The sequence below is a fragment of the Arenimonas composti TR7-09 = DSM 18010 genome, assembly GCF_000426365.1.
GTDB classification, from domain to species: domain Bacteria; phylum Pseudomonadota; class Gammaproteobacteria; order Xanthomonadales; family Xanthomonadaceae; genus Arenimonas; species Arenimonas composti.
Window position 1 is genome coordinate 1 of sequence record NZ_KE384525.1, and the last position, 25,279, is coordinate 25,279.

Here is a 25,279-nt window from a genome sequence, read left to right on the forward strand (position 1 = left end):
CGCCGCGCGGCCGCGTGGAGGCTGCGGGGCGGCGGGCGCGACGACTATTTCTTATTTGTTATCCACTACTTCTTGAGCAGCCCCCGGGTGCTGCCACGCCTCACTTCCGTCCCCATAGCTCTCGCGCTTCCAGATCGGCACGCGCTCCTTGAGGGCGTCGATGATCCAGCGGCAGGCATCGAAGGCCGGGCCGCGGTGGGCGGCGATCACGCCGACCCAGACGGCGGGGTCGCCGATCGCCAGGTCGCCGGTGCGGTGCACCGCACGGGCGTCGAGGATGTCGAAGCGGCTGAGGGCTTCGGCGAGGATCGCCTCGCCCTCGGAGTCGGCGAGCGCCGGATAGGCCTGGTAGTGCAGCGCGCGCACGGTGCGGCCGGCATGGTGGTCGCGCACGCGGCCCTCGAAGCTGGCGAAGGCGCCTGCGGCCGGGGACTGCAGCGCCGCCTGCAGGGCGACGGTGTCCAGCGCGGTGTCGGTGAGGGCGAAGCGCTTCATCCGCCGGAGACCGGCGGAATGAAGGCGACCTCGGCGCCGTCGGCGAGCGGCGTGTCCCAGGCGACGAAAGCGCCGTCGACCGCGACACGCAGGCGTTCCGCCGGCAAGGCGAAGCCATGCCGCGCGCGGAGTCCAGCGTAGAGCGCGCGCAGGGACGCCGGCTGCGGCAGCGTTTCACTGTCGCGGCCGGCAGCGTCGCGCAGACTCGCGAAATACAGCACGGTGACCGCCATCAGCCGGCCTCGCCGAAATCGCGGCGGCCGCCGCGCTTGCCGAGCAGCTTCGCCGGGCCGATCACGATCGCGTGGCTCAGCGCCTTGCACATGTCGTAAACCGTCAGCGCGGCGACGGTGGCGCCGGTCAGCGCTTCCATTTCGACGCCTGTGCGATGCGTCGTGCGCACGCCGCATTCGATGCGCAGCGTGCGCTCGTCGTGCCAGCCGACATCGAAGCGGCAGCCGTCGATCGGCAGCGGATGGCAGAACGGGATCAACTCGTGGGTGCGTTTGACCGCCATCGTGCCGGCGACGATCGCGGTGTCGATCACCGCGCCCTTCTTCGTCGCCATCCCGCCGGCGCGCAGGCTCGCGGCCACGGCCGCCGGGAAGCGGAGCCGGCATTCGGCGGCCGCGGCGCGGGCGGTGACCGCCTTGTCGCCGACGTCGACCATCGAAGGCCGGCCACGGGCGTCGACATGGGTGAGTTTCTTCGCGGACATGCGGCCCTCAGCCACCGATGAAGTACATCTCGATGCGCCGGCCCTGCCCTGCCCGCCCGCGCGCCTCGCTGTAGCGGTCGGCGCGTGCCTGCCACAGCGCGGCGATGCGATCGGCCAGAGCTTCCTCGCCGGCGGCGATGAAGGGCCGCAGCGGCGCGCCGTCGGCGGCGAACAGGCAGGTGACCAGGCGGCCGTCGGCGGCCAGTCGCGCGCGATGGCAGTCACCGCAGAACGGCGCGGTGACCGAGCTGACGAAGCCCACCTCGCCGGCACCGTCGCACCAGGCGTGGCGCTCGGCGACCTCGCCGCGATAGGCCGGTTCCAGCGGCCGCAGGGGCCAGCGCGCGTGCAGGCGCTCGCGCAGTTCGGCGGAGGGAACGACACGCTCGCGCCGCCAGCCGTTGCAGTTGCCGACGTCCATGAACTCGATGAAGCGCACCACGTGGCCGCTGCCACGGAAGCGTTCGGCGATCGCCTCGACCTGGTGGTCGTTGATGCCACGCTGGACGACGCAGTTGAGCTTGATGCGGCGGAAACCGGCCGCCTCGGCGGCGGCGATGCCGGCGAGCACGTCGGCGATCTCGCCGCGCCCGCCCGAAAGCTGCCGGAACAGGTCCGCATCGACCGCGTCGAGGCTGACGGTCAGCCGGCGCAATCCGGCCTCGCGCAGCGCCCGCGCGTGGCCGGCGAGCAGGGAACCGTTCGTCGTCAGCGCCAGGTCTTCAATACCGGGAACCGCCGCCAGCCGCGCGACGAGCTCCGGAAGTCCGCGGCGCAGCAGCGGTTCGCCGCCGGTCAGCCGGACCTTGCGAACGCCGAGCCGGACGAAGGCGCGCACGGCGGTTTCGATCTCGGCGAACGACAGCCGGCCGGTGCTGCCCAGGCCGGCCTCGTCGGCGGCTTCCGCCGGCATGCAGTACGGGCAGCGGAAGTTGCAGGTCTCGATGACCGACACGCGCAGGTCGTGCAGGGGGCGGCCGAGGCGGTCGTGCGCCGGACCGATGGCCGGCGCCGCGGCGAAGCCTGCAGGTACGGCGTTCATGCCGATCCCGGCAGCGGCGCCGCCAGCGTGAGCCGCTCGCCGGCCCGCGCGACGCGGTGGCCGCGCGCGCGCAGCGCCTCGCCGTCGGCGTCGCTGGCGTAGTGGTAGAGCACGCAGCGCGCGAGCAGCTCCGCCGGGTACTCGCGCTCGAGATCGTCGACGCCGCTGTGCGAGGGATTGCCGTGCAGCGCGCAGTCGTGCGCGACCACTTCGCCGGCGCCGGCGTGGTGCGCGAGCATTTCCGGGATCGGCCGGGTGTCGCCGGTCCAGACGACGCTGCCGCGCAGGCGCAGTCCGAAGGCGGTGTCCGGCAGGTGGTGGCGCACCGGGAACACGTCGTACCACTGGCCGCGATGCCAGAAGCCGCGGCTCACCGGCACCAGCTGCCAGGCGTCCCACCAGTTCGCGTCGCCCTCGGCGACGACGCCGGGATAGTCGGCCAGCCGCGCCTGCAGGTGCGGCAGAACGGTGACCGGCACGTACAGGCGCACCTTGCCGCGTCGCGCCGGATCGAAATACGTCGCGAAGAACAGCCGCTCGAGGCCGGCGACGTGGTCCATGTGCACATGGGTCACGAACACCGCATCCGGCAACCTTCCGTAGGCGCGTTCGAAGCTGGTCAGCGCTTCCTGGCCGCAGTCGATCATCAGCTCGGGGGCGCCGTCGCGCTCGATCACCGCCGCTGCCGAGCCGAGCGTCATCGCCGCCTGCGCGTTGCCGACGCCGAGGAAATGCAGCGACCAGTTCATCGCGCCGGGCTCCGCAGGGCGCCGGCGTAGGCGGCATGCAGCAGCCGCCAGCCGTCGCGCCAGCCGCCGTCGTCACCGGCGATCTTGGCCAGCGAACGCTGCAGGCGCGCGAGATTGGCTTCGCGCCAGCCGCCGTCGCCACCGTCGCGACGAACGCCGCGGTCGAGGTCGATCAGCCAGACCTCGCCGCCGCCGTCGACCAGGATGTTGTGGGCATTGAGATCGGCGTGGTCGAGGCCGCGGCGCTGGAAGCGCGCCAGCGTGCGCCCGACCGCGGCCCAGGGCGCTGCGGCGACGCGGTCGGGCAACCATGCGGCGAGTGCCCGCGCGCCGTGGATGCGTTCGACCAGGATCGCCTGCCGGTAGAAGGCCCCGCGCCGCCACCAGCCCGCGACCAGCGGCGCCGGCACCGGCAGTCCCTCGGCCTTCAGGCTCGCGAGCAGGCGGAATTCGGCGACGCTGCGCACGCGCTCGCGGCCCAGCCAGACGTAGCGGTCGCGGCTCAGGTGGGCGGCGGCGCCACCACGGCGATAGCGGCGAAGCACGGCATCGCCGAAGCTGCCTCGCACGAACCACGCCGAACCGCGGCCGCCTTCACGCACCGGCTCGGCGGCATCCAGCCAGTACGCGGGATCGAGCCATTCCGGCGTCGCTTGCCGCAGTCGCGCGGCGTCGAACACAATCCCGCCGGTTCCGCGGGTGTCGCGGAACGGCTGTACGCGCTCGAGAGTGGCGGCGGTCGTTTCCATCCTCGGCAGTCTAACAATGCCCAGCAGTCCCGCGCCGCGTTCACTCTGCCTGTTGCGCCTGTCGGCGCTCGGCGATGCCACCCATGTCGTGCCGCTCGTGCGCGCGCTGCAGCGAGCGTTGCCGTCGGCCGCGCTCACGTGGGTGATCGGCCGCGGTGAGGCGAAACTGCTGGAAGGCCTCGACGGCGTCGAGTTCGTCGTCTACGACAAGAAGGCCGGCTTCGCCGGCTGGCAGGCGCTGCGGCGCGAGCTCGCAGGACGCCGCTTCGATGCCCTGCTGAACCTGCAACTGGCCCTGCGCGCCGGCCTGGTGTCCACCGCGGTGCAGGCAGACCGCCGGATCGGCTACGACCGCGGGCGCAGCCGCGAAGCTCACGGACTTTTCGTGAACGAGCGCATTCCCGCCGGCGGCCACCACGTCGTCGATGCTTTCCAGCAGTTCCTGATTCCGCTCGGCCTGCAACCGGGGGCGATCGAATGGCGGCTGCCGGTGCCGGAAGAAGCGCATGCCTGGGCCGCCGAAGCGATGCCCGGGGAACAGCCGACGCTGCTGGTGTCGCCCTGTTCCAGCCATCCGTTGCGCAACTGGCGCCCCGAACGTTACGCGGCGGTCGCCGACCACGCGGCTGCGGCCGGCTGGCGGGTGGTGATCGTCGGCGGCCGCAGCGCGCTGGAACGCGACACCGCCGATGCGATCCTCGCGGCGATGCGGGCGCCGGCAAGGGACCTCGTGGGCAAGGACACGCTGAAGCAGCTGCTGGCGCTGCTCGCCCGCGCCACGCTGGTGCTGACCCCGGACTCCGGACCGACCCACATGGCGAATGCGATGGGGACCGCGGTGCTCGGCCTGCACGCCTGTACCGATGCCGAGCGTTCCGGCCCCTATTCCGACCGGCGCTGGACGGTGAACCGTTTCGCCGAGGCCGCCGAGCGCTTCATGCACAAGCCGGCGTCGGCGCTGCGCTGGGGCCAGCGGATCGAGTTCCCGGGCGTGATGGATCTGGTGACCGTGGACGACGCGATCGCCCGCTTCGAGGCGTTCCGCGCCCACCGAGGGCTCTGAAACCGCCGGCGGCGCTCAGGGCGCGCGATAGTCCTGGTAGCTCTTCTCCTCGACGTAGGCCGAGCCCAGCGCGAGGTTGATCTCCTTCTTCACCCGCGCGCGCTCGTCGTTCTCGAAGTAGACCGAGCGGGCGAGGCGGATGAATTCGTCGTCGAAGGCCTGCGCCTTCTCCTTCAGGCGGATCTCGTCCTCGATCACCCACAGGCGTTCGTTGACCGCCTTCAGTTCGGCACGCAGGCGGCCGATGTCGGTGGCGGCGACCGGATGCGCCATCCAGGTGTTCTCCAGCGCCGCGAGTTCCCTGCGGACGTTGGCGAGTTTGGCCTCGTCGGTCATGCGCTCCGACTTGATCTGCAGGATCGCGATCTTGTCGAGCAGTTCGCCGAAGGAGACGGGGACGAGGATTTCGGACATGGCGGCCATCCAGGCGGGAAGGTGGCCATTCTAGCCGGCGCCCGGCGGCGGCCGAAAAAGAAAGCCCCCGAGGTCGTCGGGGGCTTTCGGGTCTGGCGGAGAGGGAGGGATTCGAACCCTCGGTGCGCTATAAACGCACGCCTGATTTCGAGTCAGGTACATTCAACCACTCTGCCACCTCTCCGGACCCCGGCGCGGTGGTCGCGCACCGGGGCCGCGAAGTATAGGGGGCCGCGAACGAGTTCGCCAGCCTCAGGGCGCCCCCGCCGTGCCGCCGGCGCCGCGCGGCATGAAGAAGAATTCGCCGCTTTCGTGGCCCGCATAGCGGATCGGCGCGTATTCGGGCACCTGCGGCACCGGCGAGTTCAGCGCGCTCAGCGCCAGCGAACTGGACACCTCGCGGAACAGCCGCTGCCCCTCGAGCAGGCGGTTGTTGTCCTGCAGGGTGTTCAGGAACGCCCGGGCGAAATAGCTGTGGCGGCCGCTGCCGGTGTCCGGCACCGGCATCACGCCGCCCGAGGTCAGCGCGGTGCGCGAGCGGCCGTCGACCATCGTCTTCACCCAGCCCGCCCACTTGTCCGCCGGCTGCGAGGCGTCGAAGACCGGCACCGCCGAACGCGTCATCGTGCCGGAGTAGCAGGAGTCGGCGACCACCATCACGTGTTTCGCCGCGATCGTGTTGAGGATGTCGCTGATCGCCGCGTTCGAGATCCAGCTGCGCTCGTTGCCGGCGACGCCATCGCTCGGCACCCAGTAGCCCTGCCCCTGCGCGTCGATCTCGCCGTGGCCCGCGTAATAGATCAGCAGGTTGTCCTCGGGCTTGAGCTTCTCGCGCATCGCATTGAGGGCCGTGAGGATCTCGAGCCGGCTGCCGTTGAGCACGAGGCTGGTCTCGTAGCCGTAGCGCGAACGCAGCAGTTGGGCGACCGCGTTGGCGTCGTTCGACGCGCTCGTCAGGGTCGCGTAGTTCGTATCGCGATAGGTGTTGTTGCCGATCACCACCGCGTAGTAACGGCCCAGGTTCACGCCGCGCGGCAGCGTGCCGTCCGACGCCGGCGCGCCGTTCGGGGTGGCGGGGCCGCTGCCGGCCTGCGGCAGCAGGGTGAAATCGAGGGCCGCCTCGCTGCCGTCCTTGCCGACCGCCGCGACTTGCACCTGGGCGCCGGCCGCCGGCACCTCGACCTCGGCGCTGAAACCGCCGCCGGAACTGAGCTCGGCCGGCTTGCCGTTCACGGTCACCGCCTGGATCAGCGACGGATTGGTGATGCGGCCGACGATCCGGCGCGTGCCCGGGCCGCCCCGGTAGACCGCGGTGTTGCGGCCGCGGGTGGCGACGAACACCGGATCGAGGATCTCCAGCGTCGGCACGCCGGCGTACATCGTTGCCGCGCCGGCGCTGCCGCCGGTCTGCCGTTCCAGCGCTGCCAGCTGCGCGCGCTGAGCGCCGATCTGTTCTTCCTGCGCGACCAGCTGGCTCTCCAGCAGTCGGGTCAGGCTGTCGTCCTGGGCGGCGCGCGCTTCGGCCAGCCGCTCGCGGGTCGCGGCGAGTTCGGCATTGGCGGCGTTGAGCGCGTTGCGTCGCTGCGCGAGTTCGCGCTGCAGCTGCTCGATGCGCTGCTGCAGGGCGGCGCGTTCCGCCTCGCCCTCGGCGACCTGGCCCTCGAGGGCGGTGATGGTGTCGTCCTTCGCCTTCAGCTGCACGGCGACGACCGAGGCGTACATCAGCTCGTCCTGGATACCGGCAGCCTCGCGGTAGAGGTTCAGCGCCATCGCCCCGTCCTGCTGCACGCCGAGGCCCTGCTCGTACAGGAAGCCGAGGTTGATCTTGGCGCGGCCATAGCCCTGGTCGGCCGCCTTGCGGAACCACTGGAAGGCCATCGCGTAGTCGGGCGCGGTGCCGAGCCCCTTCGCGTAGATCTCGCCGACGTTGTTCTGCGCTTCCGGATCCCCGGCCATCGCGCCCTCGAGCCAGACGCGCAGCGCGGTCTGGTAGTTGGCGCGGTCGTAGGCGACGTATTCACCGCCGCGGATCTCGCAGTCGGCCTGGGTCGTGCGGATCGGCCGACGCGCGGTCATGTAGGTCGCCTGGCGTCCGAGCCGGCGCAGCTGACCGGGCAGCAGGCAGTCGACGATCAGCAGATCCTCGGCATTCCTGACCGCCGCGTAGCTGGGCTGCACCGGCAGGCCGGCGACCAGCACGGTCAGGGCGGCGACGAGGGTGATGAAGGTTCGCGAAACGAGGTTCTTGGGGCGGACCGGACAAGCTTTTCGCACGCTCATGGGCATGGCTCCGTTGGAAGCGATGCGACCGCGCGCGGTGCTTGCAGCGGCGCGTCAGCCGCTAAATACTCGCGGCGGATTTATAGCCGCAATCCTGGGGAAAAGCGATGACGTTCATGAGCAGCGCGGCATTCGGCCGACGGGCGGCGATGGGTCGTGCGGCCACCTGGCGGTGGCTCGCGACTTTGATGCTCGCGTGCATCGCAGTCTTCTGGAGCGCGCCGGGTTCGGCGCAGTCCTGCAACCTGCAGAACACGGGTGTGTCCTGGGCCTCCGGCGCACCGGGCTCAACGGTGACCCTGAGCTTCGCCGTCGAGAACAGCCCCGCCTGCCCGGCCGGAGGCGTCGGCGGCAACATCTCGATCCCGATCGACACCACCGGCGGTGCCGTACTGACGTCCACCGGGATCATTTCCGGAACATTCGCCGGAGCCACCGCCGGTTCGACCGTCACCGTCCAGGTGAACCTGGGCACGAACTACAACGGCGCTGGCCAGGTCGTGGTCCAGTGTCTTTCGACCGCCTGTACCAACCAGGTCGTCCTGGACTTCGAAACCTATGCCGATTGGGTGCTGACCGCGATCGATCCGACGCGAGTGATCCATGAGGGCATGGCCACCACCCTCGAGGCAACGTTCCTGAAAAACGGCTTGCCGGCGGGCGACACCGTCGAATTCCACGATTCCGCCGGTACCCTCGTCGGCACGTCGACCGCGGGCCCCAGCGGCACCGTCGATGCCTTCGTCCAGCCGCTCGGTGCGACCACGCACGTCTATACGGGCGAGACGCTGTGCAACCTGGGCACTGCCGACGGTTGCGGTGCCTTGTTGCCGGTGCAGTGGTACGTCACCGTCGAGGCGACCGGTGTTGAACCGGCCTCGCCGCTGACCTTCGATGTCGAGACCGGGGAAACGGTGTCGATGGAGGTGTTCTACGGCAGCGCCTCGTTCCCCGGCGACGACGGCACCGACATCCGGTGGACCGATCCGGTCACTTCGGTGATCGTCGAGACGGACACCGGTCTGTCTGCCTACGACTACATCCCGGCCACTCCCGGCGTTCACCAGGTCACGGCCGAGGTGGTCACCGGCTTCGGCTGTACGAACACCAATTGCACCCTCGGCACGCAGGAAACGTTCACGATCACGGCCGTCGAGCGCGCGATCGCGGTCTTCTCCGGCCAGAACCAGGCGAGTACGCCCAACACGCCGTTCCCGCTCGAACTCGAAGTGGGCGTCTCGGACGACGACGGCACCGGCGCGACCCCGGCGGCCAATGTCCAGGTCGAATGGATCGTCGTGAACGGCACCGCCTCGCCGGCCATTTCGGTCTCGGACGGCGGCGGTGTGGCGCGCACCGTCGTCACTCCGACGGCAGTCGGTCCCGTGCAGGTCACGGCGCGCCGTCTTGACAGTGCCAAGCCCGGCGTCGCCTTCGCCAACCTGCAGGCCGATCCCATCCCGGCCGTGGTGACCTTCGTTTCCGGGCCGCTGACGCTCCAGCAGGGCACGCAGGGTCAGTACGTCGTCGAAGTCGCCGACGCCACCGGCGTGCCGATGACGTCCTTCCCGGTGACCTGGGCCGTCTCGCCTGCCACCGGCCTGAACCTGCTCAATCCGACCGGCACCGATACCGACGGCACCGGCCGCAGCACCGCGATCTTCGACGGCGTCGATGTCGACCAGTACCTGGTCGAAGCCAGCGTCGACCCCGACGGCATCCCGAACAACGGTGACGAGGGCACCGCCAGCTTCACCGTCGACGTCGTCCCGGTGCCGCTGTTCGACCACGAGCAAGGCGACGGTCAGACCACGATCGTCGGCGTCCCCTTCGCCGACGACCTGATGGTCTATGCCTACGACAGTGCAGGCGACCCGACCGCGAACCTGCAGATCGACTGGGAACTGGTGACGGGCAACGCCACCTTCCCGGCGAGTTCCCAGACCAGTGTGGATGGCTTCGCCAGCATCGCGGTCACCCCGACCCAGACCGGAACGCTGCAGATCCTCGCGCGGCGCAGCGACGAACCGAACCTGACGGTGCTGTTCACCCTGCAGGTGGATCCGCGGCCGGTGACGATGACGGCGGTGTCGCCGAACCCGAACCCGGGCTTCGTCGGGGTGCAGCAGCTCTATCGCGTCTACGTCGAGGAGGGCGGCGTCGCACGCCCGGCCACCACCGTTACCTGGACCGCGGCGACGCCCGACATCACCGTCCTGAGCCCGACCAGCCAGACCAATGGCGCGGGCGAAGCCGAAGTCGCCGTCGTGCCGAACACGCCCGGCCTCCTCGCCGGCGTGCTGACTGCCAGCGTCGACCCCGACGGCGTCCCGGCCAGCGGCGACGAAGCCTCGTACATCTTCGATGCCAATATCCTGGGCGCCCCGGTGCTGACCAAGGAGGCCGGCGACAACGGCCAGGCCCTGCCCGGCGATGACTTCCCGGAACTGCAGGTCAGGACCCAGACCGGCACCTCGAACTTCTCCGCCAACATCACCTGGACCGTCCTCAGCGGCGACGCGACCCTGTCCACGCCCGCGGTGGTCACCAGCAACCCGACCGACGGCCTCGCCCGCGCGACCATCACGGCCGGCACCAACGCCGGCCCGGTGCAGGTGGCCGCGACCTGGACCGACGTCGGCCTGCAGGTGGTCTTCGACCTCGAGGTGCGCGCCAACGCGACCACGATGAACGCGGTCAGCGACGACCCCGCCAACCTGCTGGTCGGCGTGCCGCGGATGTTCACGATCCACCTCGAGCAGAAGGGCCTGCCGGCGGCGCTGGTGCCGGTGACCTGGACGGCGGTGCCCGGCATCACGGTGACGGGCGGCGCGAGCGTCACCCTCGCGAGCGGCAATGCCAGCATGCAGATCCGCGGTGACATCGCCGGCGATTACCCGGACGGCGTCATCGCCAGCGTCGACCCCGACGGCAGGCCGGGCAGCGGCGACGAATCCGAGCACCGCTTCCACGTGATCGTCGACGTGCAGCGCGAACTCACCGTCGTTTCCGGCCAGAACCAGACCGGCATCGTCGGCGTCGCACTGGCATCGCCGCTGGTCGTGAATGCGGACGACAGCGGCACGCCGGCGGTGGGTCTCGCGATCGACTGGCAGGTTTCGCCGGCCGGTGCCGCCACGGTCAATCCGGGCGGCCCCACGGACGGCCTGGGCAATGCCCAGGCGAGCGTGGTACCGGGGGCGCCCGGCACGCTGACGATCGTCGCCAGCCGCAGCGATGACCCGTCGGTGCAGGTGGTCTTCACCGCCGACATCGTCGCGGCCGGCACCAGCCTGAGCGCGGTCACGCCGAATCCGGTGACGATCGGCGACGGCGTGGCCACCGTGTTCACGGTCGAGGCCACGCAGGGCGGCGCCCCGCTGGCCGGCGTGGTCGTCGACTGGAGTTCGGTGGCCGGGCTGACGATCGGCGGCGGCACCAGCCTCACCGGCGCCGATGGCCGCGCCAGCGCCACGGTCGCCGGCACGGCCCCCGGCAGCTATCCCGGCGGCGTGACCGCGGCGATCGACCCGGACGGCATCCCGGCTTCCGGCGACGAGTCCAGCGTGGCCTTCACCGTCGACGTCAGTTCGGCGCCGACGCTGCGCATCAACGGCGGCCAGGGCCAGACCGGCACGGTGGGCCAGACGCTGGCGCAGGTGCTTTCGGTGGTTGCCGAGGACAGCGGCGTGCCGGCCGCCAGCGAGCCGATCTCCTGGCAGGTGGTCACCGGCACCGCGACCCTCAATGCCAGCGGCGACACCGACGGCAACGGTGAGGCGCACGTCAGCGTGATCCCCACCTCGCCCGGCCCGCTGGTGATCACCGCCGAGCGTCTCCTGCATCCCGGGGTCATGGTCACCTTCAACCTCAATGCGACCGCGGAGGCGACCATCACCCGAGCATTGACACCGAACCCGGCGCAGCTCGAGGTCGGCGTGCCGACGACCTTCTCGGTCCAGGTCGAACAGGGTGGCGCCCCGCTGCCGGGCGTGACGGTCACCTGGAACGCCGCACCCGGCATCCTGATCCAGAAGCTCGATACCACGACCGATACCGACGGCGAGTCCTCGGTGACGGTCACCGCGACGACGGTCGGAAACATCGCCAATGCCCTGCAGGTCGAGGTCGATCCCGACGGCATTCCCGCGAGCGGCGACGAGTCGTCGCTGACCTTCTCGGTCACCGCGGCGACGGTGCCGACCCTGGCGATCGCCGGCGGCGACAACCAGGCGACGGTGGTGGGCAGCGCGTTCGCGGCGCCGCTCGAGGTGCTGGCCAGTGACAGCGGCACGCCGACGGCCGGCCTGGTGATCGACTGGACCTCCACCGGCAACGTCATCGTGACCGCCGGCGGCCCGACCGGGAGCGACGGCAAGGCGAGCGCCACGGTGGTCGCCGGTTCGACGCCGGGCACCGCGACGGTCACCGCGTCCCGCAGCGACGACCCGTCGGTATCGGTGACCTTCCAGCTGACGGTTTCGCAGTTCGGCACGCTGACCGTGACCGGCGGCGACGAACAGGTGCTGCAGCCGAACGAGCCGTCGGCCCCGCTCGAGGTCACCCTGCACGACGGCGGTGGCCTGCCGGTCGCGGGTGCGGTGATCCAGTGGTCGGCTTCGTCCGGCACGCTCGCGAGCGCGACCTCGACGACCAATGCCGCCGGCGTCGCCACCAACACGGTGACGGTGTCGGTCGCGGGTGCGATCGAGGTCACCGCGACCTCGCCGATCGCCGCCGCGCCGGCGGTGTTCTCGCTGAACGGCGCGCTGGCCGGGCTGCCGGGCCTCGACCCGATCCAGCAGCAGGTCGCCATCGCCATCGACAACGCCTGCCCCGCGCTGGCGGCACTCGCCGCACCGAGCGCGGAACAGGCCGACCTGCTGGCACGCTGCCGGGAGCTGCTCGACTCCGCCGGTGTCGATCCCGACGCGGTCGTCGGCGCGCTCGACGAGCTGATGACTCCGCTCGCCCTGGCCCAGGGTCAGGCGTCGCTGGCCGCGGTGCAGGCGCAGTTCCAGAACCTGAAGGCGCGCATCGCCGCGCTGCGCAGCGGCACGATGGGCACAAGCTTCGGTGGCCTGGCGCTCAACACGCGTTCCGGCCCGCTGTCGCTGGAGGCCCTGTCCAGCGCGTTCAGCCAGGCCGAGGATCCGGCCGCGGGCGGTGAGATCGGCAGCGATTTCAGCCGCTGGGGCTTCTTCGCCTCGGGCAACATCGGCCGCGGCGAGTTCGACGAGGGCAGCCTCGATCCGGCGTTCGACTTCGACATCGAGGGGCTGACCTTCGGCCTCGACTACCGCTACAGCGATTCGTGGATCTTCGGCGCCGCCCTCGGATACACGCGGCAGGACACCGAACTCGCCGACAACCGCGGCAGCGTCGACACCACGGGCTGGTCGGTCTCGGCCTACACCACCTACTACAAGTCCGACTCCTGGTATGTGGACGGCGTGCTCACCTTCGGCCAGAACGATTTCGGCCTGGTGCGCAGGATCGACTACTCGCTGCCGCTGCCCGGTGGCGGCATGAGTTCGATCTCGCAGGTGGCGAAGTCGGATTCCAGCGGCGACCTGCTCTCGGCCGCGTTCACCTTCGGCCGTGACTTCAATCGCGGCGCGTTCGGCATCGGTCCCTACGGCCGTCTGCTCTATACGCGCCTGGACTTCGACGCGATCGACGAACAGCTCGCGCCGGGCGCCGGCAGTGGCCTCGGCCTGCACATCGACGAGCGCACGATCACGTCGCTGGCCTCGACCGTCGGCGCCAAGCTGACCTATACCCACAGCGCCGAGTGGGGCGTGCTGATTCCGCACTTCCAGCTCGAATGGGAGCACGAGTTCCGCGACGACCCGCAGGCGCTGCAGGCGCGCTTCCTGCACGACCCGACCGCGACCCCGATCATCGTGAGCGGCGATGCGAGGGACAGCGACTACTTCCGGATCGGCGTCGGCCTGTCGCTGGTGCTCACCAAGGGCCGCTCGGGCTTCCTCTACTACGAACAGCTGCTCGGCCGGAACGGCGAGTCGCAGTACAACGTCGCACTCGGTCTGCGGATGGAGTTCTGACCGGTGCCAGTGCCGCGGCCGGCCCATGCCGGTCGCGGCTTGCGGCCCGAACCAGCACGGTCCCATGATGGGAAACCCATGAGTCGCACGACCTCCGCCCTGCAGGCCACGCAATGATCGAATTCGGGCACCTCAGCCATGTCGGCCTGCGCCGCGAGCTGAACGAGGACACCTACTTCGGCGATGCCGAACTCGGCCTGTGGCTCGTCGCCGACGGCATGGGCGGTCACGAGTTCGGCGAAGTCGCCAGCGCGCTGGCCCGCGACGCGGTCGTGCGCGAGGTGCGCGCCGGCCGGTCGCTGACCGATGCGATCCGCCGCGCCGACGAGGACATCATCCGGCACAGCCGGCAGCGCGCGGAAAGCCTGCCGATGGGCACGACCGTCGTCGCGCTGCGCATCCAGGACCACCGCTTCGAACTGGCCTGGGTCGGCGACAGCCGCGCCTACCTGTGGAACGGCCAGCTGCGCCAGCTGTCGTCGGACCACAGCTATGTGCAGGAACTGATCGACCAGGGCGCGATCACCGCCGAACAGGCGCGCGCACATCCGCACCGCAATGTCGTCACCCAGGCGCTCGGCGTCACCGATCCGCAGAACCTCAAGGTCGAGGCGCTGTCCGGCGAGCTGAAGCCGGGCCAGCAGCTGCTGCTGTGCAGCGACGGCCTCACCGAAGAAGTCGACGATGCCGGCATCGCCGCCCTGCTCGCCCGCACCGAACTGACCGCGCAGGAATGCGTCGACCACCTCGTGTCGGCCGCACTGGACGGCGGCGGCTCCGACAACGTCACGGTGCTGTTGCTGCGCCGCGTCTGAGCGGCGCCTGGGTCGACCGGATCGCTCAGGTGGCCGGCGGCGCCGGCGGCAGCGCCGGTGCTTCGCCACGATCACCCCGACCGGCGATGTCGACCAGCTGCAGCAGGTATTCGTCGGCAGCATCGATGTCCAGGCCCTTGCGCGCGAGCTGGCCACAGGCCGACCACAGGGTGCGCTCGCAGGCCTCGTAGGCGTTGCGGCGATAGAAGGCGACCAGGGCGGCGATGCCGGCGCGGGCACGCGCGTTCTCCGGATCGAGCACCAGCGCCTGGCGGAAATAGCCGAGCGCGCTGTCGTCCGGCGGCCAGTCGAGCTTGCGGCCGTAGTCGTTGTTGCTCTTGTCGGTGCCGTAGGCGAGCAGGGCTTCGCCGGCATTCAGCGCCTGGTCGATCTGCGCCTGCTTGTCGGCATCGACCGGCACCGGCATCTCGAAGCCTTCCGGCAGCCGGCCGTCGACCGGCGGCGGGGTCGGGTTCGTGACGACCGGGCGCGGCGGTTCGGGCGTCGGCACCGGTTGCGGCGAGGGGGACAGCAGCCACCAGGCGCCCAGGGCGATCACCAGCAGGCCGGCGGCGCCGGCCGCCGGAATCACCCAGCCCGGACGCTGCGTCTGACCGCCGCGGGCGCTGATGCGGGTGCGCTGCTGGGTCGCGGCGCCACCGGCGATGCGGTTGCCGCTGCCCGGCTTGCGCTGGGTGGTTTCCTGCAGCACGGCGCCCTGCGGCGCGGCGTCGACGAGCTTGTGCAGCGCGTCGATGAAGGCCTTGCCGTTGTTGTAGCGCTGCCCGGCTTCCTTGGCCATCAGGCCGTCGACCAGCGGCTGCAGCCAGGCGTAGCGGTCCGACAGTTTCGGCACCGGATGGGTCACGTGCATCAGCGCGACCGTGAACGGATCGCCCGACTGGTAGGGCGGATGGCCCTCGAGCATCTCGTAGAGCACGGTGCCGAGGCTGTAGAGGTCGGAGCGGCCATCGACCGGCTCGCCGCGCGCCTGCTCCGGACTCATGTAGTCAGGCGTGCCGATCGAGGCGCCGGCGACGGTGGAACTGTTGCTGCCGTCCATCGCCTTGGCGATGCCGAAGTCGGCGAGCACGACCCGGCCGTCGTTGCGGAACAGCACGTTGCCCGGCTTGACGTCGCGGTGCACGAAGCCCTTCTCGTGCGCGAAGTCGAGGCCATTGGCGATGTCGGAAACGATGTCGAGGATGTGCGCGACGCTGAGCCCGCCCTCGGTGATGCGGTCCTTCAGCGTGCCGCCGGGGATGTACTCGGCCGCGAGGTAGTAGACGCCGGCGTGGCTGCCGATGTCGTAGACCGTGACCAGGTTCGGGTGCTGCAGCTTCGCGGTGATCTTGCCTTCGATCAGGAAGCGGCTGGCGAACTCGGAATTGGCCGCGAGCGCCGGCGACATCACCTTCAGCGCGACCTCGCGCTCGAGCGATTCCTGCACCGCGAGGAAAACCGAGGCCATGCCGCCCTCGCCGATCGGGCGAAGGATCTTGTAGCCGGGGATGTTGATGTCGACCGAAGTCAGCAGGACGGTGGCGTTCAACGTGGCCTCGCCGGTCGGAACTCGCCCCGATTATCCACGATGGCCGCCACCTGCGCGCGCCTTCAGGCGGGCTCGGGCACGTCGGCCGCGACGGCCTCGGGCCAGAGCCGGCGGCCGGACTTCGCGGCGATCTTCGCGATCCGCGCCTCGTGTGCGGCGAGTTCCGCGGCGTTGGCGTGCAGCACCCGCGCCCGGGCCTGCACCGTCGGGTCGAAGTCGATCCGCACGCCGACCGCGGCGGGCTCGACCACCGCGAAGCCGAGGTCGCCCTGCCCCGAGGTCATGCCGAGGTAGACCTCGGCCAGCAGTTCGGCGTCGAGCAGGGCGCCGTGCAGCTTGCGGTGGCCGTTGTCGATGCCCAGGCGGCGGCACAGCGCGTCCAGGGAGTTGCGCTGGCCCGGCCAGCGCTCGCGCGCCATCGCCAGGGTGTCGAGCACGCTGGCGTGGTCGACGATGCGGCCGTAGTGCGGACCCGCCAGCGACAATTCGTAGTCGAGGAAGCCGACGTCGAAGCCGGCGTTGTGGATGACCAGCTCGGCGCCTTCGATGAACGCGAGGAACTCGTCGATCGCGCTCGCGAACGGCGGTTTGTCCTGCAGGAATTCCAGGGTCAGCCCGGTCACTTCCTGGGCGCCGGCTTCCATCTCGCGACCGGGATTGAAGTAGCGATGGAAGTGGCGGCCTGTCGGGCGCCGCTCGATCATTTCGATGCAGCCGATCTCGACGATGCGGTTGCCCTTCTCCCAGGCCAGGCCGGTGGTCTCGGTGTCGAGGACGATCTGCCGCATCTCAGTTCCTCAGCTTCTCGGCTTCGGCCCGGGCCAGACGGTCGACGCGCTCGTTCTCCGGGTGGCCGGCGTGGCCCTTCACCCAGTGCCAGCGGACCCGGTGCGGGGCGCAGGCGGCCTGTAGCCGCAGCCACAGGTCCTGGTTCTTCACGGCGCCGCCGCCGGCGGTCTTCCAGCCCCGGCGGATCCAGTTCGGCAGCCACTCGCCGATGCCCTTCTGCACGTACTGCGAGTCGGTCGAAAGATCGACATCGCAGGGCGTCTTCAGCGCCTCGAGTGCCATGATCGCCGCCAGCAGTTCCATCCGGTTGTTCGTGGTGTTGGCCTCGCCACCGGTGAGCTCGCGCTCGTGGCCGGAGTGGCGCAGCAGCGCCGCCCAGCCGCCGGGGCCGGGATTGCCGAGGCAGGCGCCGTCGGTATGGATCTCCACCTGTTTCCTGTTCGCTTCCATGCGTTGCCTTCAACCTGGGGAAATGCCCGGCCGCAGGGCGACCGCGGGGGCGCCGACACGCAGCGGGGTGATGCCGGGGTCGCGCTTGCGGGCGATCAGCAGATGCGCCATCCGGAACCCGGCGAACGGGCCGTCCGAGCCGGCCGGGGGGGCGGGATCGTAACGCGACGGCGGCGCCCAGTGGGGACCGACGTGACGCACGCGCTCGAGATCGAGCCCGGCCGCGGCCAGCAGCGCTGCCAGCCGGTGCCGCCCCGGCGGCGCCAGGCCACGGAAGGCCCAGCGCAGGCGCAGTGGCGCCAGCGGATTCAGGGTGACGAGCATCGCCACCCCGTCCGGCTTCAGCACGCGCGCGAGCTCAGCGACGAGTGCGGCCGGATCCGGCGAGGTCTCGCAGACGAACAGGGCGTAGGCGAGGGCCAGGCTGCCGCCGGCGATCGGCAGCGCGGTGTCGCGGCAGGCCAGGTCGCCGGCGAACCGGTCCTCGTGGCGGTGCAGGCTGACGACCTCGGCGAGCATGTTGCCCGACAGCGACGGCGGCACCGCATCGGACGGCCGCAGGTACAGGCCACTGTGACCGAAGACGCGGGTGAGTTCAGGCAGCACCTGCCGCTGCACCTCGTGCACCAGCGGCAGGTGGGAGGGGTTGCGGAACCAGGCGACGGCGGGGGAATCGGGTTGACGACGGGCGGGAGCCGCGGGCATGGTCGGGATTCTGCGTCATCCGCGTGCCCCAGGTCATCCTGTGCGGCGTCGCCGACACCTCGCCGCCGCTGATGAACTTCCGACGTCTCCGCCTGTCCGCCGCCGCCTGCCTGTCCGTCCTCATGGCGGCCTGCGCCGTGCCCGTGCGGCCGGTCGCCGACGAGGTGCCGGAGCCGGTCACCCCCGTCGTGGTGCGGCCGGAACCGCCGGTGCTTCCGCCGCCGCCACCGCCGCCGGAAGAACCGGCGCCTCCCGATCCGATCGACACCGGCGCCGAAGTCTTCGACCGCATGGTCGCGCGCTTCTCGCCGCCGGTCTGCGTGCGCGGCGAACACAACCGGGCCTGGCGGCGGCGCTATGCCGGCTACCCCGCCGGCTTCGCCCGCCACGTCGAGGAAATCCTGCCGCTGATGGCCTACGTGCTCGAGGAGGTCGAGCGCCGCGACCTGCCTGGCGAATACGTGCTGATCCCGATCATCGAAAGCTGGTATCGCCCGAATGCCGTCGGTCCCGGTGGGCCGGCCGGGATGTGGCAGATGATCGCCAGCACCGCCCGCCTGCACGGGATCAAGGTGCAGAACGGTTACGACGGCCGGCTGTCGCCGGTGGAAGGCACCCACGCCGCGCTCGACCACCTGCAGCGGCTCGGCGGGATGTTCGAGCACGAGTGGCGGGCGACGGCGATGGGTTACAACGCCGGCGAGTACCGCATCCTGCGCGCCTTCGCCGGCGGCGAGCAGCGGGTGTCGGGCGAGCGCCGGCTACCGCGCGGGCTTTCCGGCACGACCTACGACTACGTCGCGAAGATGCACGCCCTCGCCTGCCTGTTCGCGAAGCCGGAGCGGCACCGGCTCGAGCTGCCGCGCGACGCGACCTTCCTGCCGCTGACCGAGCTCGAACTGCCCCCGGGCATCCAGAGTCTGGATGTCGCCGCACGCACGCTCGGCATCGAACCAGCGACGCTGCGCAACCTGAATCCGGCCTACCGGCAGGGCCGCGTGGTGCCGGGCGTGCCGCGGGTGGTGCTGGCGCCGATGACGTCGCAGGTCGCGCTCGCGCGGTCGAATCCGGAGGCGGTGTGGTCCGCCGCCGACGCCAGCCCGTCGCGCGCCGAGGCCGCGCCGACCGGCAGTGGCGACGGCGCAGGTCGCGTGCACCGCATCGCCCGCGGCGACACGCTGTCGCGGATCGCCCAGCACTACGCCGTGCCCCTGCGCCAGCTGCTGGAACTCAATTCGCTCGAATTGCGCTCGGTCCTGCGCGTGGGCCAGCAACTGCGCATCGACCCCTGAGTCCCCATGCTTGGCCGTATGGCCACGCACGCGCCAAACTAACGGCTTCGCCGCCGCGTGGCGGCAAGCGGAGAACACCATGGGATTCCTCAGCGGCAAGCGCGCCCTCATCGTCGGCATCGCCAGCCAGCGCTCGATCGCCTCCGGCATCGCCGAGGCGATGCATCGCGAAGGCGCGGAACTGGCCTTCACCTACCAGAACGACAAACTGAAGTCGCGCGTGGAAGCGGCGGCCGCGGAGTGCGGCTCCGACATCGTGCTGCCGCTCGACGTCGCCGAGGATGCGCAGATCGACGCGCTGTTCGCAGCGCTCGGCGAGCGTTGGGGCGACGGCTTCGACGTGCTCGTGCACTCCGTCGGCTATGCGCCGCGCGAGGCGATCGAAGGCGAATTCCTCGACGGCCTGACCCGCGAGAACTTCCGCATCGCCCACGACATCTCCAGCTACAGCCTGGCGGCGCTGGCGAAGGCCGCGCGGCCGCTGATGCGGGGCCGCAACGGCAGCATCCTGACGCTGAGCTACCTCGGCGCCGAGCGGGCACTGGCGAACTACAACGTGATGGGACTGGCCAAGGCCAGCCTCGAAGCGAACGTGCGCTACCTGGCGATGAACCTCGGCCCGGAGGGCACGCGGGTTAACGCGATCTCGGCCGGTCCGATCAAGACGCTCGCCGCCGCCGGCATCGCCAACTTCCGGCGCATGCTCAACCACGTCGAGGAGACGGCGCCGCTGCGCCGCAGTGTGACCATCGAGGACGTCGGCAACGTCGCCGCGTTCCTGTGTTCCGACCTCGCCGCCGGTGTCACCGGCGAAGTCACCTACGTCGACGCCGGCTACAACATCCTCGGCATGACGGGCATCGGCGGCGAGTGATCGCCGCCGCACCGCGGGACCGGCCTTACAGCCGGTCTTCGGCGATCTTCACGGTGTAATAGCTGCGCAGCGCCCGCAGGTACTGGCGGTACTCGACATCGCCGCGGGCCTGCGCGAACTGCTCGACGAGCATGTCGAGCATCGGCGCGATCTCCTCGCTCACCTCGCCCGGCGTCACCTTGGTCACCGCGAACAGGATGTACTGGTCCGGCGAGGTGGCGGCGATGCCGTAGCTGCGGCCGTCCGCGGCCGGTACCGGCAGCGAGAACACCGCCTGCGCGATCGCCGGCGGCAGCATGCCGCGGCGCGTCACCCCGGTCTGGGCGATCGGCGTCTTGTTCAGCTCCTCGGCGACCGCTTCCAGGGTTTCGCCGGCCTGCAGACGGGCGAGCAGCGATTCGGCCTGGGCCTTCGCACCCTTGGCCAGGCGGTCGGCGTTGTAGTCGGCGAGCACGCGATCGCGCACATCGGCGAACGGGATCGGCGCCTCCGGTACGTGTTCGATCACGTGCAGCGCGACGACGGTGCCGGGGCCGACCTCGATCGTGTCGCTGACCTGGCGATCGAGACGCTGTTCGTCGCGGAAGGCCACGCGGCGCACGTCGTCGATCGCGGCGATGCCGTCGCCCTGCGCGCGGGTGAACAGCCCGGTGCGCTGCACCGGCAGGTTCACCGCTTCGGCGGCCGGGGCCAGCGCGGTCGGGGTCTTGTAGATCTGTTCGAGCAGGCGGTTGGCGAGTTCGGAGAACACGCGCTCCTGCTCGGTGGTCAGGTACTCGGCCTCGAGCTCGGCGCGCACTTCCTCGAACGGCTTGCTCTGGCCCGGCGTGTACTGGGTCAGCTTGAGCACGTGCCAGCCGGCCGAGGTCCGCACCGGATCGCTGATCTGGCCCACCTCGGTCAGCGCCTCGAGGGCTTCCGACGGGAACAGGCCGTCGCCGACGACACCGAGTTCGCCGCCGCTCGCCCTGGAACCGGCATCGTCCGAGCTCGCCGCGACCAGGGCCGCGAAATCGGCGCCCGGCGCACGCGCCTGCTCGGCCAGCGTCGCGGCCTTCTCGCGCGCGGCCGCATCGGCCGCGGCGTCGGCACCGGCCGGCACCTCGATCAGGAGATGGGCGACGCCGCGCACGGGTTCGCTGCCGAAGCGGGCCTTCTGCTCGGCGTAGCGCTGGCGCAGCGTTTCCTCGTCGGGCGCCGCCGGCGGCGGCAGCTTGCTGCTGTCGATTTCGACGTATTCGATCGCCACCTGTTCCGGCGTGCGGTAGAAGTCGGCGTGCGCCTCGTACCAGGCGAGAAGTTCGGCCTCCGCAGGTGCTTCCTCCGGCAACGACGGCGTCGACAGGTCGACGATCAGCAGGTCACGGCTCTGCTGGCCGAGTTCGATGACCTGCTCGACTTCCGCACGGCTGACGAAGGCCGTCTCGACGATCTGCGACGGCAGCACGGCCGACGACCACTGCGCGCGCATCGCCGCCATGTACTGGGCATGCGTGCGGCCGGTGGCGGCCAGTTCCAGACGGTACTGTTCCGGGCTGTAGACGCCATTGACCTGGAAGCGCGGGTCCTGCTTCAGGATCTCGGCGATCTGCTCGTCGACCAGCACCAGGCCGTCGCGCTCGGCCGCCATCGCGGCGATCTGCTCGTCGATCATCTCGTCGAGCACGCGGCGCTTGTTCTCGAGGTTGTCGAAGCCGGCACTGTCGAAGGACTCGCCCTCGGCCTGGCGGCGCTGCGCTCGATAGGCCTCGAAGCGCTGGCGGAAGGCGTCGACCTGGATCTCGCGGGCCTGGCCACCCCAGCCGAGGAACTTCGCCGGCCCCTCGATACGCGCGGCATAGGTGTCGATTTTCGGCGTGAAGTAGTCGCCGATACCGAAGAACGCCATCGTGATGATGACCAGCCCGAGGATGACGCCGGCAACCCAGCCGGACGACTTTTCGCGGATTTTCTGCAGCATTGGCTTCGCCGATCAGTGCGTGGCACCGCACAGGCGGTGCCGGAAAAAACGAAGGCGCCCTTGCGGGGCGCCCTCGGGAACGTGGCGGAGTGGACGGGACTCGAACCCGCGACCTCCGGCGTGACAGGCCAGCATTCTAACCAACTGAACTACCACTCCGCGTATCACTTACCTGGTGGGTGCTGAGGGTTTCGAACCCCCGACCCTCGCCTTGTAAGGGCGACGCTCTACCGCTGAGCTAAGCACCCTTCCCAAGGAAGACGCTTAGTTTACGGCATCCTTGAGCGCTTTACCAGCCTTGAAGGCAGGATTTTTCGAAGCCTTGATCTTGATGGTGTCACCGGTCTGCGGATTGCGGCCCTGACGGGCGGCGCGCTTGCGCACGGAGAACGTACCGAAGCCGACCAGCGTCACGGTGTCGCCCTTCTTCAGCGCCTTCTTGATGACTTCGATCATCGCGTCGACGGCGCGGCCGGCATCGGCCTTGGACAGCTCGGCCTCGTCGGCGACGGCACTCGTAAATTCGGCTTTGTTCATTCTTGACTCCCTGGGCGGGTCGCTGCCCGCGTGCTGAAAAACGGATCGACCCGGCGGCGTTCGCCCGGGCCTCGAATCCGATCCACCTGTACCGCGTGCGCGAGAATGACGAAGGGCGCATCGGCTGCCGGATTTATACCAGTGGCCCCGCACCCGCGCAATAAGAAAACCCGCGCGGAGCGCGGGTTTCCGAGGTTTTCCGACGCGCGAATCAGTGCCTGACCGAAGCGCCGCCGACCGTCTTCCCCGACTTCTCGCCGGTGTTCTCCGTGCCCTGCCCCGCCTCCGGCTCCGGCGCCAGTGCACGCACCAGGGCGACGTCCAGAACCTCGTCGATCCACTTCACCGGGATGATCTCCAGGCCCTGGGTGACGTTCTTCGGAATGTCGGCGAGATCCTTGCGGTTCTCCTCCGGGATGAGCACGGTGCGGATGCCACCACGCAGCGCCGCGAGCAGCTTCTCCTTCAGTCCGCCGATCGGCAGCACGCGCCCACGCAGCGTGATCTCGCCGGTCATCGCGACGTCGGCGCGCACCGGCACGCCCGACAGCACGGACACCAGCGCGGTCACCATCGCGATGCCCGCACTCGGACCGTCCTTCGGCGTGGCACCCTCGGGAACGTGCACGTGGGTGTCGAACTTCTGGTGGAACTCCGCGTCCAGACCCAGGCGCTCGGTGCGCGAGCGCACGACGCTGTAGGCGGCCTTGACCGACTCCTGCATCACCTCGCCGAGCTGGCCGGTGAGGATCAGCTGGCCCTTGCCCGGCAGCAGCGAGGCCTCGACCTGCAGCAGGTCGCCGCCCACCTCCGTCCAGGCGAGGCCGGTGACCAGGCCGACTTCCGGCTGCTGTTCGGCACGACCGAAGTCGTAGCGCTGCACGCCCAGGTACTTGTCGAGGTTCTTGGCCGACACGGTGATCGTCCGCGGCTTGCCCTTGCGCGGGCCCGCGAGCGCGATCTCGCGCACCACCTTGCGGCAGATCTTCGAGATCTCGCGCTCGAGGTTGCGCACGCCGGACTCGCGCGTGTAGTAGCGGACGATGTCGCGGATCGCCGATTCGGCGATCTTCAGTTCCTCCGGCTTCAGCCCGTTCGCCTTCAGCTGCTTCGGCACCAGGTAGTTCTGGGCGATGTGCAGCTTCTCGTCCTCGGTGTAGCCGGGGATGCGGATGACCTCCATGCGGTCGAGCAGCGGCCGCGGGATGTTCAGCGAGTTCGAGGTCGCGACGAACATCACCTCGGACAGGTCGAGATCGACCTCGAGGTAGTGGTCGTTGAAGGCGTGGTTCTGCTCCGGATCCAGCACCTCGAGCAGGGCCGACGACGGGTCGCCGCGGAAGTCCATGCTCATCTTGTCGATCTCGTCGAGCATGAACAGCGGGTTGCGGCTGCCGACCTTGTTGAGGTTCTGGACGACGCGGCCGGGCATCGAACCGATGTAGGTGCGGCGGTGCCCGCGGATCTCGGCTTCGTCGCGCACGCCGCCGAGCGACATGCGGACGAACTTGCGGTTGGTCGCCTTCGCGATCGACTGGCCGAGCGAGGTCTTGCCGACGCCGGGCGGGCCGACGAGGCAGAGGATCGCACCCTTCATGTTCTTCACCCGCGCCTGCACCGCGAGGTATTCGAGAATGCGCTCCTTGACCTTCTCCAGACCGTAGTGGTCGGCGTCGAGCACGTCCTGCGCCGCCTTGAGGTCCTTGCGGATCTTCGTGCGCTTCTTCCACGGCACGCCGACCAGCCAGTCGATGTAATTGCGCACGACGGTGGCCTCGGCCGACATCGGCGACATCTGCTTGAGCTTGTTGAGCTCGGCGCGGGCCTTCGCCTCGACCGCCTTCGGCATCCCGGCCGCGGCGACCTTCTTGGTCAGCTCCTCGAGTTCGTTCGGCGCATCGTCCAGCTCGCCGAGCTCCTTCTGGATCGCCTTCATCTGCTCGTTGAGGTAGTACTCGCGCTGGCTCTTCTCCATCTGCGACTTGACCCGGCCGCGGATGCGCTTCTCGATCTGCTGGACGTCGATCTCGCCGTCGACCAGGCCGATCAGCATCTCCATGCGCTTGCCGACCTCGAGCATCTCGAGCAGCTGCTGCTTGTCGGCCAGGCGCGCGCCGAGGTGGGCGGCGATGGTGTCGGCCAGGCGGCTCGGATCGTCGATGCCGGAAAGCGTCGTGAGCAGTTCCGGCGGCAGCTTGCGGTTGGTCTTGACGTACTGCTCGAACAGCGTCATCAGCGAGCGCAGCGTGACCTCGATCTCGCGTTCGTCGCGCTCGTATTCGGATTCGACTTCGCGGCCGCGCGCGGTCAGCGCGCCTTCGCGTTCGCCGTAACCCTCGACGACGACGCGCGCCGAGCCTTCGACCAGCACCTTGATCGTGCCGTCGGGAAGCTTCAGCAGTTGCAGAACCTGCGCCAGCGTGCCGACCGAATGCAGGTCGTCGGCACCCGGATCGTCGGTGTCGGGGCTCTTCTGGGCGATCAGCAGGATCTGCTTGTCGGCGGCCATCGCCAGGTCGAGCGCCTTGATCGAGCGGTCACGGCCGACGAACAGCGGGATGACCATGTGCGGGTACACGACGACGTCGCGCAGCGGCAGTACCGGCAGGTCGTGCACGGTCGCGGTGGAAGTGGATTCGGACATGGAGGACTCCGTCCGGGGCCGGTGCGGCCCCGCAGGCTCAGGTTATGGGGTTGCCGGGGGAGGCTTGCAAGCGGCTTTCGCCC

General features: G+C 70.0%; 21 protein-coding genes and 3 tRNA genes. 5 read left to right on the forward strand and 19 right to left on the reverse strand.

Translation table 11 applies throughout. The annotated features are described in order from the left end of the window. Positions 1-51 precede the first annotated feature (51 nt). The 6 genes from K311_RS0113385 to K311_RS17060 are packed head-to-tail and all read right to left on the reverse strand — an operon-like array spanning position 52 to position 3,753. Positions 52-495 (reverse strand): molybdenum cofactor biosynthesis protein MoaE, encoded by a 444-nt coding sequence (locus K311_RS0113385; RefSeq protein WP_026817720.1) that lies wholly within the window; start codon positions 493-495, stop codon positions 52-54. Continuing rightward, positions 492-728 (reverse strand): MoaD/ThiS family protein, encoded by a 237-nt coding sequence (locus K311_RS0113390; protein WP_026817721.1) that lies wholly within the window; start codon positions 726-728, stop codon positions 492-494. Before K311_RS0113390 ends, K311_RS0113385 begins: the two co-directional genes overlap by 4 nt. Beyond that, positions 728-1,213, reverse strand: a complete 486-nt coding sequence (moaC, locus tag K311_RS0113395) for a cyclic pyranopterin monophosphate synthase MoaC (protein WP_026817722.1) — start codon at positions 1,211-1,213, stop codon at positions 728-730. Before moaC ends, K311_RS0113390 begins: the two co-directional genes overlap by 1 nt. A gap of 7 nt (positions 1,214-1,220) precedes the next feature. Next, positions 1,221-2,255, reverse strand: a complete 1,035-nt coding sequence (gene moaA / locus K311_RS0113400; protein ID WP_051240164.1) for a GTP 3',8-cyclase MoaA — start codon at positions 2,253-2,255, stop codon at positions 1,221-1,223. Continuing rightward, positions 2,252-3,004, reverse strand: coding sequence for an MBL fold metallo-hydrolase (locus tag K311_RS0113405; protein WP_026817724.1), 753 nt, complete (start codon positions 3,002-3,004; stop codon positions 2,252-2,254). The genes moaA and K311_RS0113405 overlap by 4 nt, the downstream gene beginning before the upstream one ends. Then, positions 3,001-3,753: a 3-deoxy-D-manno-octulosonic acid kinase gene (locus K311_RS17060; RefSeq protein ID WP_051240166.1), complete on the reverse strand. Its 753-nt coding sequence runs from the start codon at positions 3,751-3,753 to the stop codon at positions 3,001-3,003. The genes K311_RS0113405 and K311_RS17060 overlap by 4 nt, the downstream gene beginning before the upstream one ends. A gap of 16 nt (positions 3,754-3,769) precedes the next feature. Between K311_RS17060 and K311_RS0113415 the strand changes: the two genes are divergently transcribed. Further along, complete coding sequence (locus K311_RS0113415; protein WP_026817725.1) at positions 3,770-4,816, forward strand: glycosyltransferase family 9 protein; 1,047 nt, start codon at positions 3,770-3,772, stop codon at positions 4,814-4,816. A gap of 15 nt (positions 4,817-4,831) precedes the next feature. On the opposite strand, the gene K311_RS0113420 is transcribed toward K311_RS0113415, so the two are convergent. The 4 genes from K311_RS0113420 to K311_RS0113435 all read right to left on the reverse strand — a co-directional run bounded on the left by K311_RS0113420 (position 4,832) and on the right by K311_RS0113435 (position 7,964). After that, positions 4,832-5,230, reverse strand: a complete 399-nt coding sequence (locus tag K311_RS0113420; RefSeq protein WP_026817726.1) for a DUF6165 family protein — start codon at positions 5,228-5,230, stop codon at positions 4,832-4,834. 93 nt (positions 5,231-5,323) lie between these two features. Further along, positions 5,324-5,414: transfer RNA gene (locus K311_RS0113425), tRNA-Ser, on the reverse strand. Positions 5,415-5,482: 68 nt separating this feature from the next. Then, entirely contained in the window at positions 5,483-7,510 is a 2,028-nt protein-coding gene (locus tag K311_RS17065; protein WP_051240168.1) for a caspase family protein, read from the reverse strand. 61 nt (positions 7,511-7,571) lie between these two features. Beyond that, positions 7,572-7,964, reverse strand: coding sequence for a hypothetical protein (locus K311_RS0113435; RefSeq protein WP_154659585.1), 393 nt, complete (start codon positions 7,962-7,964; stop codon positions 7,572-7,574). A 7-nt stretch (positions 7,965-7,971) separates the two neighbouring features. Between K311_RS0113435 and K311_RS0113440 the strand changes: the two genes are divergently transcribed. Continuing rightward, complete coding sequence (locus K311_RS0113440) at positions 7,972-13,578, forward strand: autotransporter outer membrane beta-barrel domain-containing protein (RefSeq protein ID WP_154659586.1); 5,607 nt, start codon at positions 7,972-7,974, stop codon at positions 13,576-13,578. A 113-nt stretch (positions 13,579-13,691) separates the two neighbouring features. Beyond that, positions 13,692-14,393, forward strand: a complete 702-nt coding sequence (locus tag K311_RS0113445) for a PP2C family protein-serine/threonine phosphatase (RefSeq protein WP_026817729.1) — start codon at positions 13,692-13,694, stop codon at positions 14,391-14,393. A 25-nt stretch (positions 14,394-14,418) separates the two neighbouring features. Here the strand turns inward: K311_RS0113445 and K311_RS17070 are convergent, their stop codons facing one another. The 4 genes from K311_RS17070 to K311_RS17885 all read right to left on the reverse strand — a co-directional run bounded on the left by K311_RS17070 (position 14,419) and on the right by K311_RS17885 (position 17,889). Then, positions 14,419-15,945 (reverse strand): serine/threonine-protein kinase, encoded by a 1,527-nt coding sequence (locus tag K311_RS17070; RefSeq protein WP_026817730.1) that lies wholly within the window; start codon positions 15,943-15,945, stop codon positions 14,419-14,421. A gap of 62 nt (positions 15,946-16,007) precedes the next feature. Then, a complete protein-coding gene (gene dnaQ / locus K311_RS0113455) occupies positions 16,008-16,733 on the reverse strand; it encodes a DNA polymerase III subunit epsilon (RefSeq protein ID WP_026817731.1) in 726 nt (241 codons plus the stop codon). Position 16,734: 1 nt separating this feature from the next. Then, positions 16,735-17,184, reverse strand: a complete 450-nt coding sequence (gene rnhA, locus K311_RS0113460) for a ribonuclease HI (protein WP_026817732.1) — start codon at positions 17,182-17,184, stop codon at positions 16,735-16,737. A 9-nt stretch (positions 17,185-17,193) separates the two neighbouring features. Next, positions 17,194-17,889, reverse strand: a complete 696-nt coding sequence (locus K311_RS17885; RefSeq protein ID WP_051240170.1) for a class I SAM-dependent methyltransferase — start codon at positions 17,887-17,889, stop codon at positions 17,194-17,196. A gap of 23 nt (positions 17,890-17,912) precedes the next feature. Here K311_RS17885 and K311_RS17080 point away from each other — a divergent pair, with 23 nt between their 5' ends. After that, on the forward strand, positions 17,913-19,181 hold the full coding sequence (locus tag K311_RS17080; protein WP_051240172.1) for a transglycosylase SLT domain-containing protein: 1,269 nt from the start codon (positions 17,913-17,915) through the stop codon (positions 19,179-19,181). A gap of 79 nt (positions 19,182-19,260) precedes the next feature. Next, positions 19,261-20,055: an enoyl-ACP reductase FabI gene (locus K311_RS0113475; RefSeq protein WP_026817733.1), complete on the forward strand. Its 795-nt coding sequence runs from the start codon at positions 19,261-19,263 to the stop codon at positions 20,053-20,055. A gap of 25 nt (positions 20,056-20,080) precedes the next feature. Here the strand turns inward: K311_RS0113475 and K311_RS0113480 are convergent, their stop codons facing one another. The 5 genes from K311_RS0113480 to lon form a co-directional block, all read right to left on the reverse strand. Beyond that, positions 20,081-22,015: a SurA N-terminal domain-containing protein gene (locus tag K311_RS0113480; RefSeq protein WP_026817734.1), complete on the reverse strand. Its 1,935-nt coding sequence runs from the start codon at positions 22,013-22,015 to the stop codon at positions 20,081-20,083. An 82-nt stretch (positions 22,016-22,097) separates the two neighbouring features. After that, positions 22,098-22,174: transfer RNA gene (locus K311_RS0113485), tRNA-Asp, on the reverse strand. A 14-nt stretch (positions 22,175-22,188) separates the two neighbouring features. After that, positions 22,189-22,263 (reverse strand) — tRNA-Val (locus K311_RS0113490). A 16-nt stretch (positions 22,264-22,279) separates the two neighbouring features. Beyond that, a complete protein-coding gene (locus K311_RS0113495; RefSeq protein ID WP_026817735.1) occupies positions 22,280-22,552 on the reverse strand; it encodes an HU family DNA-binding protein in 273 nt (90 codons plus the stop codon). Between the two features lie 211 nt (positions 22,553-22,763). Next, positions 22,764-25,196, reverse strand: a complete 2,433-nt coding sequence (gene lon / locus K311_RS17085) for an endopeptidase La (RefSeq protein WP_051240174.1) — start codon at positions 25,194-25,196, stop codon at positions 22,764-22,766. Positions 25,197-25,279 lie beyond the last annotated feature (83 nt).

Coding starts and splice junctions, on each gene's coding strand:
- K311_RS0113385 (WP_026817720.1), bottom strand. CDS start 495: ATGAAGCGCTTCGCCCTCACCGACACCGCGCTGGACACCGTCGCCCTG.
- K311_RS0113390 (WP_026817721.1), bottom strand. CDS start 728: ATGGCGGTCACCGTGCTGTATTTCGCGAGTCTGCGCGACGCTGCCGGC.
- moaC (WP_026817722.1), bottom strand. CDS start 1,213: ATGTCCGCGAAGAAACTCACCCATGTCGACGCCCGTGGCCGGCCTTCG.
- moaA (WP_051240164.1), bottom strand. CDS start 2,255: ATGAACGCCGTACCTGCAGGCTTCGCCGCGGCGCCGGCCATCGGTCCG.
- K311_RS0113405 (WP_026817724.1), bottom strand. CDS start 3,004: ATGAACTGGTCGCTGCATTTCCTCGGCGTCGGCAACGCGCAGGCGGCG.
- K311_RS17060 (WP_051240166.1), bottom strand. CDS start 3,753: ATGGAAACGACCGCCGCCACTCTCGAGCGCGTACAGCCGTTCCGCGAC.
- K311_RS0113415 (WP_026817725.1), top strand. CDS start 3,770: ATGCCCAGCAGTCCCGCGCCGCGTTCACTCTGCCTGTTGCGCCTGTCG.
- K311_RS0113420 (WP_026817726.1), bottom strand. CDS start 5,230: ATGTCCGAAATCCTCGTCCCCGTCTCCTTCGGCGAACTGCTCGACAAG.
- K311_RS17065 (WP_051240168.1), bottom strand. CDS start 7,510: ATGAGCGTGCGAAAAGCTTGTCCGGTCCGCCCCAAGAACCTCGTTTCG.
- K311_RS0113445 (WP_026817729.1), top strand. CDS start 13,692: ATGATCGAATTCGGGCACCTCAGCCATGTCGGCCTGCGCCGCGAGCTG.
- dnaQ (WP_026817731.1), bottom strand. CDS start 16,733: ATGCGGCAGATCGTCCTCGACACCGAGACCACCGGCCTGGCCTGGGAG.
- rnhA (WP_026817732.1), bottom strand. CDS start 17,184: ATGGAAGCGAACAGGAAACAGGTGGAGATCCATACCGACGGCGCCTGC.
- K311_RS17885 (WP_051240170.1), bottom strand. CDS start 17,889: ATGCCCGCGGCTCCCGCCCGTCGTCAACCCGATTCCCCCGCCGTCGCC.
- K311_RS0113475 (WP_026817733.1), top strand. CDS start 19,261: ATGGGATTCCTCAGCGGCAAGCGCGCCCTCATCGTCGGCATCGCCAGC.
- K311_RS0113480 (WP_026817734.1), bottom strand. CDS start 22,015: ATGCTGCAGAAAATCCGCGAAAAGTCGTCCGGCTGGGTTGCCGGCGTC.
- K311_RS0113495 (WP_026817735.1), bottom strand. CDS start 22,552: ATGAACAAAGCCGAATTTACGAGTGCCGTCGCCGACGAGGCCGAGCTG.
- lon (WP_051240174.1), bottom strand. CDS start 25,196: ATGTCCGAATCCACTTCCACCGCGACCGTGCACGACCTGCCGGTACTG.